The following is a 7,778-nucleotide window of genomic DNA, read 5'->3' as shown; positions in this document are numbered from 1 at the left end:
CTCTGGAACTCTTCAATGAAAACAAGAAGGTCGCTCTGGTTGGCCTCGCCTCTTGCAACCTTGTCTGCGAAGAGATGAGCATCAATGCTGTCCACCTCTGCATCTAGGTTGAGGTCAGAGAGGCTTAGCAAGTCTGAGCCTGTCGGATAGGGACAATCCCTTATAAAATTAAAAAGAAATCTATTTAAACAAATACTTCTTCTCTAGTAGTTACTAAGAAATCTACTTTAAATCTGTAAACACTAAAACGCCCAGAATCAATCCCCAATGATTAATCTACCAATCCCTCTCACTGAATCCTGGCAAGCTGTTTTTATCGAAATACCTTCCAATCTTGAAGCGATTCTTAATGATATAAATGCTATTCTTCCTACTCTAAATGCATCCAGCGTTTCTCCTGAACATCATATCGTACACAAAGCAGAGCATTCAGGCACCTTATTAAAATTCTATAGTAAAGGAGAAGTACAGAGACCCTACAATTCTCTTGTAATAAGCACTACCCCTAATAACCTCGCAATTGCACAGCAAAGTATACTTGTTTTCTCTAATAGGGATATCCATTGCCTCGTCAGCAGAGAGATTACCCCTCACCCTTCTGATGGAGAAACGAGTCTAATAAAGAACATCAAACAATTATCGCTTTTGCACGATGAAATGCAAAATATTGACTTAGGAAGGAAGGGTTATCTCCTCACTTCCACTTCGCTACAACAAGATGTTCCACTGTTTAGCTGGTTGGTTTTTGATAGCATTGATTACCTTGGAGAAATGAAAACTCGTTCTCTTCCAACCAGATCTTCTGATCTTTATGAACGTTATGAAAGATTCGGATCTTGGTTTTCTGAAGTTGCATGTGCTGTTTACGATACACTCTTTAATCAATCTTCTGAACATTATTATATCCATGGTGATGCTCGGAACGGCAATATCATTGATGGCAGATTCATTGATTTTGATCATTTGAGACTTGGTCCAAAGGAGTATGATTTTGGGAGACTTCTAGCAGACAGAGTTTATCTTCCATTTGCTCAGATTACAGAAATAATCCAAGAACGTTGCGATCATCTAAGTGAAGATGAACTGTGGAGGGCGTATTTCCATCACAATTTTATTCTTGGTGCGCAAGCTTTAGCAGAAGGGGATTTTAATCTCTTTAGTAATTATGCAGCTAAAGTTAGAAAATTAGCCGCGCTTTTTGGAGGCAATTCTATATCCGAATTGTCATTAGTCTTAATCGAGGAGACTTTTTGATGAGCGGCATACGTTTTGGTATTATTGGTACAGGTCAAATTATGCATGATGCCTATCTTCCTATCTTACCTTTCTTGGATACTGTAGAGGGAGTTACTCTACTTGATCTAGATCCCCAAGCTCTCGACAGAACCCTGCATAACTTTGAAAGCTGGTTAGATGAAGGCTTATTCCAAAGGTCTTATAATCCTTTCTTTCCTTCCGCTCAAGAACGAGCAAGGAAATTTTATAAACAACTTCGAACCGTTTCTAATAAAGAAGAGATTCTCTCGCAGAGCGATGTACTCCTAGTAACAACACCCCCTTACACTCATATTGATTTAGTCATGGATATTATTAGAAACGGCAAGAAGGCCATCTTAGAGAAACCGATTACCTCTGATCTAGCAGCACTTCAAGACTTATTACCTTGTTATAACTCATTATTTGAAGAAAATGTCCGATACTTAGATAATTATATGTATTATCCTCCTATAAACCATCTTAAGGATAAAATCCAACATGGAGCGATCGGGGATACAATCCTCATTGAAACATGTATGGCGAATCCAGGACCAGCAAAATGGAGAGACGCGCCTTTGTGGAGAATTGATAAATCCAAATCTGGAGGTGGGGTGCTCTATGATTGGGGTCCTCATACAATAGGACTCTCTCTTTATCTTGCGGGCCCTCATAAAGAAATTATCTCTCTCAAAACCCTTTCAATCGAGTATTCGAAGCCGGGTCAACAAATCTCTGGTGAGCCCATTCCCACTCCTATTGATCTCAGAAGCTTGGTTAGTATAGTCTTAGGTGAAGAAGGACACATCCCTACTACATTACTTGTGGAGAATTCTTGGCTTAATAGCCCTGATCAGGATTCTCCATCAGGCAAGTCATGGATTCGTGTTGAAGGTACTGAAGGAAGTTGTGTTATGGAAATCAAAAAAATAGGCTCAGAAAGAGTATATAATCTTACCACCTCTTTACGGAGAGATACTCCAATATGCGAGGTTTTTAGGCCCCACTTCCCCCATGACTCTTTCTTCTATGGACTTGATACTATCTTAAGGACATGGTCTGATAAAATCCCGCCCAAGCAATCAACATTCTCCTTCGGGCTTAAGATCTTAAAGATAATCCATCAGGTTACTCAAGCGCAATGAAAAAGAATTATTTGGCAATACTTTACGGCCTCTTTGGAGATGTAGCAGCATTAAGCGCATTCAGTAATCTAATTGGAGAGACGGCCTCTGAACGATTTTCTCTGGTTACTCTCGAAAAATTCAGTCGTTTCAGCGAGGTTTATGGAGCATATAAACAGGTTATACCATTTGATCCATCCCATCCTGAGATCTCAGTAACTCACGTTAATGACATGGGTATCGATGTCTTATCAGATCTGCATTCGTCTTCTTTTAACAGTCCTGAATACATAGAATGGTTACAAACGTTGCATGTTGCTAAGATAAGGACGGCAAAATGCCGTTGCCCTGCATTCTTTAATCCTATGTCTCCTATAGAACTTCTTGAGGATAGAATAATTGATTCTGATGTACACAATGTACAAAACTACAGCAATCGACTCGGTGCATTTGGCATTACTTTGGGTAAGGATATGTTACGTTTGTATCCTACTGCAGATGATTACCAATACTCATTGGAAGAAAAGCTTCGATATTCAAAACGTCCAATTGTAAGCCTTGTGCCGAAGTCTAATTTCTCTTATAAAGAATGGGATCTAGATAATTGGTGTGCGTTATCGGATCGTCTTATTACACGCACAGGTGCGCAATTAATAATTAACTGCGCGACATATGAGATGCCAGAATTACTGGGTTTTGCTCAATCAATAGGGGCAATCATATACGCCGCAGAAACTCCTGAGACCCAAGTTAGAAATCTGCTTGTTGCTGACTTGGTTATCACAATTGATACAGGTCTAAAACATATTGCGGGTTATTTAGGGCTCCCCGTTATAAGTCTCTATGGGCATACGACTCCAAGTATTTGGGGAACGCTATCCTCAACGGAGATACCTGTACTCAGTCCCTTTCCTTGTGATACTAATAAAGATTCTGAAACTTGCAAATCAATTGGACCACCTTGCATAAATTATATACTCCCCTCTCAGGTATTTAAGGCAGTTGAAAAAGCTATCGGTGAACTTCATGAATCTCTACTTCCTGCTTGACGGTCTAACGGAATCGTTTGGAAACGAACCAACTACTTTAGATATCGCCTCCCACCAATATCTTGATAGGATTAGTAGTACGGGAAAAATTGGTTTGTATGAGCCATCGACAAGACCTTATGTTCCAAATCCTGAAACGTATGTTGTGTTTCCCTATTTCTTTGGCCTTGATCCTAATCATAACCCAGGGAGGGCTGGTCTTGAGTTGATGAGAGCAGGCATCGATCTGCAAAAATTCTCTAGTGTTGCTTTATTCAGAATAATTGAGAAGAATTACGATCCTATGAAGGGATGGGATAAGGCGCCTAGACTTATTGGTGAGGAACATCTGTCAAATGTCCTTGATTCCCTAAGCCAAGAATTTCCCCATACCAAGACAACAAAAAGCAACATCAGCAGGAAAGGCAACTGTTGGTGTGTGGCTTCTCAAGGAAAAGAAGGTTTGGAAGACTATCTAAACAAACTTCAATTTTTGGTTTCAAAGCGTGATTTAAATGTTTACCCCGTATTACTCCAAGATTACAGTCCGGCAAACCTCTCAACAATACGCCCAACAACTCTTTATGGCTGGGCAGTGGGATCTCTAGTGGAAGCTTTTAATCTTGTTGGGGTCAGTATCTCGCAAAATCCAGATATTCTGGAGAATGACCTTTTTCAGTATGATACAAAAATGAAAGATTTCACAGATAGAGTCCTTCCATGTATTGCTGGTGATTCAGAGAGGGATTGCTCTGCTATTGTTTATGTCAAAGAATCATCTGAGGCGTCCAGAAAAAAAACACGTGATGACAAAGTTAAGAGTCTTAAATTCATTGATGATCTTATAGGGGAGACTTTCAGAAATCTTGAGCCGAGTCATGCGAATTTGATAGTGCTCTCAGATCACCAGTCTAACATCGGAATTGAGCGCACGTATAGGGGTCCAACTATTTATTCTTATACCCGCATGGGTGTAGGGAAATCTAGGATAAACTTGACTTTTAGTGAAGACAACGCCGCTATCCTTACTCCTCGTGTCAAAACACAACAAGAGGTCATTGCTGAAATAGAATCGTTCATAAAATCAACTACAAATCAACCACAGCCATAATAGCCCTGTGATCAGAAATGGAGTCTTGCTTGCAACTTACGGCGATAAACTTCCCTCTGCGCAATATCACATAATCGTAAGTTGCATTCTCTGATGGAAATGATGTATACTGATCCACATCATACGAATTAACCATGCTGGGAAATGCCCGCCTTACTTCTGTTGGAGACATATTAAAATCACCAACATACATATCTGCTTCAGGGAGGCGATTCACCTGGAGTTTTCTTGTCTTTGGATACTTGCTTAGATGAAGATTGCATACGGTAAATCTATCAAACCTATATTTGACAGCTATGCGCGGCCACCTATCTACACCCTTTATTATGGGAAGCTTTTTGGATGAAGTCGTAAACTCCATTTTTGATAAGACACCCAGCCCTTCAATAACCTGCTCGTCTTGAGTTTTACCTTTGCCATAATCTTTAGCAAAATCGTGGCTTTGATCGTATCTTCTATGCGGCAGTCCAATCCTCTGCTGCAGCGTTCCAAGCAGATCAGGCATGCCCTTGCGAATTCTGATTTCCTGAAATAAAGCAATATCAGGATTACACTCTGATAAGAGACTCACAAGGACGTTAAACTTAGGATCAATGACTGAAATGCCTCCAAGATTGAGGGAGAAGAGTCCTAACCTCATAATCATATTTGAGTCCCGTATGCTTTAAAAACATTGCTACGGAGACCTAGGTCTCGAAATAACAAGATTTATAAAAGAGATTGCACTCCACGTACAATTGTGATCTGCTATGGAATTCACAGCAATTATTAGAAAAGGAGAGAAACAATTTGTTGCGTTATGCCCTGAGATAGATGTTGTAAGCCAAGGATATACAATAGAGGAAGCCTTGGAAAATCTTAAGGAAGCAGTTGAATTGTATATAGAAGAGATGGGAGTTCCAAAAGAGTTCAAGGGCAAGGAAGCCATTATTGCAAGATTTTCTTTAAAAGAACATGCAAAAATTGCCTAGGCTTTCTGGAAAGGAAGTTATAAAAGTGCTGGCAAAGGGGTCGCATTGAAAAGTGATGCAATGCCTTCTTGTGAGCCTCTGAAATAAAAAAGAGATCAGCGACACAGGGGATGCTCCACACGGGAAATGTCGCTTACCACATCTATAAACGCGAGGCGAACTTGGCATTGCCGAACGAAGTGAGCAACTTTTCAATGCGACCGGCAAAGGATGGGTTTCTTATTGCGCGGCAGAAAGGAAGCCATATTATCCTTAAGAGAGCGGCTACAGATGGAACTAAAGCAGTAGTTGTTCCAAATCATAAAGAGATAGATAAAGGAACCCTTCTTGAGATTATACGGCAGGCTGGAATGAAAAAAGAGAAATTCTTAAATCTTCTTTAGCTATCTCTCAGCCAGAAACACTCTTACCTATACATCCCCCAATCCTCAACACTGCTTGTCCTCAATGCTTGGAGAACTGCCAATGTTGCTTGGTCTTCAGGATTCCTTCTCTGGAACTCTTCGATAAATACAAGAAGGTCGCTCTGGTTTGCCTCGCCTCTTGCCACCTTGTCTGCGAAGAGATGAGCATCAATGCTGTCCACCTCTGCATCTAGGTTGAGGTCAGAGAGGCTTAACTGGTCAGAGCCTTCTGAGGTCCTTAGGAAATTCTTCAAACTGTAAAAAACCCATAAGCAACTATGAAAATCGGCATTGCTAAATACTTTTTTCTAAATAGACAGTCCTTTCAGTATCCTCTTAATTCCATCTTCAACCTTATCATTATGAAATTGCGGATTCCATTTTTCTGGCTCTACAATGTCTGATACCACCAGCAACGAAACAATCTTTATCCTTCTGAACTCTGCAACTGCATATGCCGAAGCGGTCTCCATGTCAACGCCAAGAACTCCGTGTTTCTTATATTTGTGATATTTTGTGAGTGTTTCTCTGTACATAGCATCTGTTGTCCAGACCGCCCCATACTTAGCTGGGAGTTTAACTGAGACGCTTGCTTTAGCTTCTTTGGATCGCTCAAGATAGTGATAGGATATCCCTTCATCACGGATGGCTTTCTCAGCAACAACAATATCCCCTATTCTTGCGTTTGTGATGCCTCCGCACATACCTATCATATACACTTTTTTGACACCTAATGCTATAACTAACTCCAATGTGTTGCATAATGCTGCGCCGCCCATCCCGCCGTATGCTACTAGCATTTCTTTATTCCCCTTTTGATAGATTTTTAAGGGGAAATCAGGAGATCCGGGAATAAATTGCATCTGCCTTTTGAGCTTCCAGCCTTGAAGATTCCTTTCTATTCTGTTCGGATTCATAGCCGCCAGGATACAGGTCGACGGCAGTTTGGTTATTTTGGCATTGTGGTTTCTATGGAAATTTGAGATTTGGTCCTGAGGACTAATGAGAACGTCTTTTTGGTCATATGTCTCAAATAAAGGGGTTGTCATAATGATGGATTGTATTGGCTTTTTATATTTCTTGCTATATTAGCCGTATAATCCTGTTGACGGCATCTTGCCTTACTGACTCATATTTGCTGAGATTTACTGTATCGGTTTTACTTTTGCAGTACTCTTTAATAAATGTTTCAGTAAGCCCATAAAGCTCGGATAGAGGGAAAACCTTTCCTACCTTTAACACTTCGCATTGCCTTCCATTCCATAATCTTTCTGAATTTGTTGGAATAACAATCGATTTAGTCCCTTTTGCCATCGCCCGCATGCATGATGAATGGCCGCCATGATTTAAATACAAATCACAGCCTTCAATTGCTGATGAACCCGAAACATACCCCTGCCAGTAAATTGGAGGATTATTCTGTGACTTATCCTCCTGATTTCCAGTCGCCCATACAAATCCAATATCCTTATTCATTAGTTGGGTCTGAAGATAATTCCTTACTTTGTGCCATCCGGGATCAGGGAAGTTTCCCATATACACAAAAACTTTTATTGCTTCTCTTATAGCTTTGAAGTTAACTTTATTTCTCTGCCCTTCATATAACAGCGGTCCTGTATGAATTAAATTTTCTCCCGTATCTATTTTACTAAACTCAGGAAAACTTGGTATAAGATTCAGGTCCCCCAACATAAGTTCTTCCAAAAAATTCACCTCTCTTTCCAAATATCTTCGATAAAAGTTAAGAAAAAGACACTATGTTCCCGATGCTCTCAAGGATGTGCTCTATAAACACCAATGGGTCTCTTTTCATAATATCTTAACCTCTTCCTTGAGTATTCTCTCTTTCAACAAACGATGGACTCCTTTATAGGTCAAGAGGTCTA

10 protein-coding genes are annotated in these 7,778 nt (G+C 40.3%); 6 read left to right on the top strand and 4 right to left on the bottom strand.

Features of this window, described 5'->3' with window-relative positions; all coding sequences use genetic code 11:
* The first annotated feature begins 267 nt into the window (after positions 1–267).
* Genes VJB08_01650 through VJB08_01635 form a run of 4 tightly spaced genes read left to right on the top strand, consistent with a single transcriptional unit; the run spans position 268 to position 4,517 of the window.
* Positions 268–1,254 (top strand): phosphotransferase, encoded by a 987-nt coding sequence (locus VJB08_01650; protein HLD42671.1) that lies wholly within the window; start codon positions 268–270, stop codon positions 1,252–1,254.
* Complete coding sequence (locus VJB08_01645; GenBank protein ID HLD42670.1) at positions 1,254–2,399, top strand: Gfo/Idh/MocA family oxidoreductase; 1,146 nt, start codon at positions 1,254–1,256, stop codon at positions 2,397–2,399. Before VJB08_01650 ends, VJB08_01645 begins: the two co-directional genes overlap by 1 nt.
* Complete coding sequence (locus VJB08_01640) at positions 2,396–3,427, top strand: glycosyltransferase family 9 protein (GenBank protein ID HLD42669.1); 1,032 nt, start codon at positions 2,396–2,398, stop codon at positions 3,425–3,427. Before VJB08_01645 ends, VJB08_01640 begins: the two co-directional genes overlap by 4 nt.
* Positions 3,405–4,517 (top strand): hypothetical protein, encoded by a 1,113-nt coding sequence (locus tag VJB08_01635; GenBank protein HLD42668.1) that lies wholly within the window; start codon positions 3,405–3,407, stop codon positions 4,515–4,517. Before VJB08_01640 ends, VJB08_01635 begins: the two co-directional genes overlap by 23 nt.
* On the opposite strand, the gene VJB08_01630 is transcribed toward VJB08_01635, so the two are convergent.
* Complete coding sequence (locus VJB08_01630) at positions 4,495–5,157, bottom strand: endonuclease/exonuclease/phosphatase family protein (GenBank protein ID HLD42667.1); 663 nt, start codon at positions 5,155–5,157, stop codon at positions 4,495–4,497. The genes VJB08_01635 and VJB08_01630 overlap by 23 nt on opposite strands.
* A gap of 109 nt (positions 5,158–5,266) precedes the next feature.
* On the opposite strand from VJB08_01630, the gene VJB08_01625 reads away from it, so the two are divergent.
* Entirely contained in the window at positions 5,267–5,488 is a 222-nt protein-coding gene (locus tag VJB08_01625) for a type II toxin-antitoxin system HicB family antitoxin (GenBank protein HLD42666.1), read from the top strand.
* A gap of 194 nt (positions 5,489–5,682) precedes the next feature.
* Positions 5,683–5,871, top strand: a complete 189-nt coding sequence (locus tag VJB08_01620) for a type II toxin-antitoxin system HicA family toxin (protein HLD42665.1) — start codon at positions 5,683–5,685, stop codon at positions 5,869–5,871.
* 23 nt (positions 5,872–5,894) lie between these two features.
* Here VJB08_01620 and VJB08_01615 read toward each other — a convergent pair whose 3' ends face one another.
* Genes VJB08_01615 through VJB08_01605 form a run of 3 tightly spaced genes read right to left on the bottom strand, consistent with a single transcriptional unit; the run spans position 5,895 to position 7,596 of the window.
* Positions 5,895–6,146: a hypothetical protein gene (locus VJB08_01615; GenBank protein ID HLD42664.1), complete on the bottom strand. Its 252-nt coding sequence runs from the start codon at positions 6,144–6,146 to the stop codon at positions 5,895–5,897.
* A 54-nt stretch (positions 6,147–6,200) separates the two neighbouring features.
* Positions 6,201–6,941 carry a nucleoside phosphorylase gene (locus VJB08_01610; GenBank protein ID HLD42663.1) on the bottom strand — a complete coding sequence of 247 codons (741 nt, stop codon included), beginning with the start codon at positions 6,939–6,941 and terminating at the stop codon, positions 6,201–6,203.
* 34 nt (positions 6,942–6,975) lie between these two features.
* Positions 6,976–7,596, bottom strand: a complete 621-nt coding sequence (locus VJB08_01605) for a glycosyltransferase (GenBank protein HLD42662.1) — start codon at positions 7,594–7,596, stop codon at positions 6,976–6,978.
* Positions 7,597–7,778 lie beyond the last annotated feature (182 nt).

The sequence above is a fragment of the Candidatus Nanoarchaeia archaeon genome (assembly GCA_035290625.1).
Classification (GTDB): Archaea; Nanobdellota; Nanobdellia; order Woesearchaeales; family DATDTY01; genus DATDTY01.
Note: the sequence above shows the minus strand (reverse complement) of the source record. Positions and strands in the feature narration are given on the sequence as shown.

Excerpts from the sequence above, each read along its gene's own strand:
- VJB08_01625 (HLD42666.1), top strand. The coding sequence starts at position 5,267 with ATGGAATTCACAGCAATTATTAGAAAAGGAGAGAAACAATTTGTTGCG.
- VJB08_01630 (HLD42667.1), bottom strand. The coding sequence starts at position 5,157 with ATGAGGTTAGGACTCTTCTCCCTCAATCTTGGAGGCATTTCAGTCATT.
- VJB08_01650 (HLD42671.1), top strand. The coding sequence starts at position 268 with ATGATTAATCTACCAATCCCTCTCACTGAATCCTGGCAAGCTGTTTTT.
- VJB08_01640 (HLD42669.1), top strand. The coding sequence starts at position 2,396 with ATGAAAAAGAATTATTTGGCAATACTTTACGGCCTCTTTGGAGATGTA.
- VJB08_01620 (HLD42665.1), top strand. The coding sequence starts at position 5,683 with ATGCGACCGGCAAAGGATGGGTTTCTTATTGCGCGGCAGAAAGGAAGC.
- VJB08_01635 (HLD42668.1), top strand. The coding sequence starts at position 3,405 with ATGAATCTCTACTTCCTGCTTGACGGTCTAACGGAATCGTTTGGAAAC.
- VJB08_01610 (HLD42663.1), bottom strand. The coding sequence starts at position 6,941 with ATGACAACCCCTTTATTTGAGACATATGACCAAAAAGACGTTCTCATT.
- VJB08_01645 (HLD42670.1), top strand. The coding sequence starts at position 1,254 with ATGAGCGGCATACGTTTTGGTATTATTGGTACAGGTCAAATTATGCAT.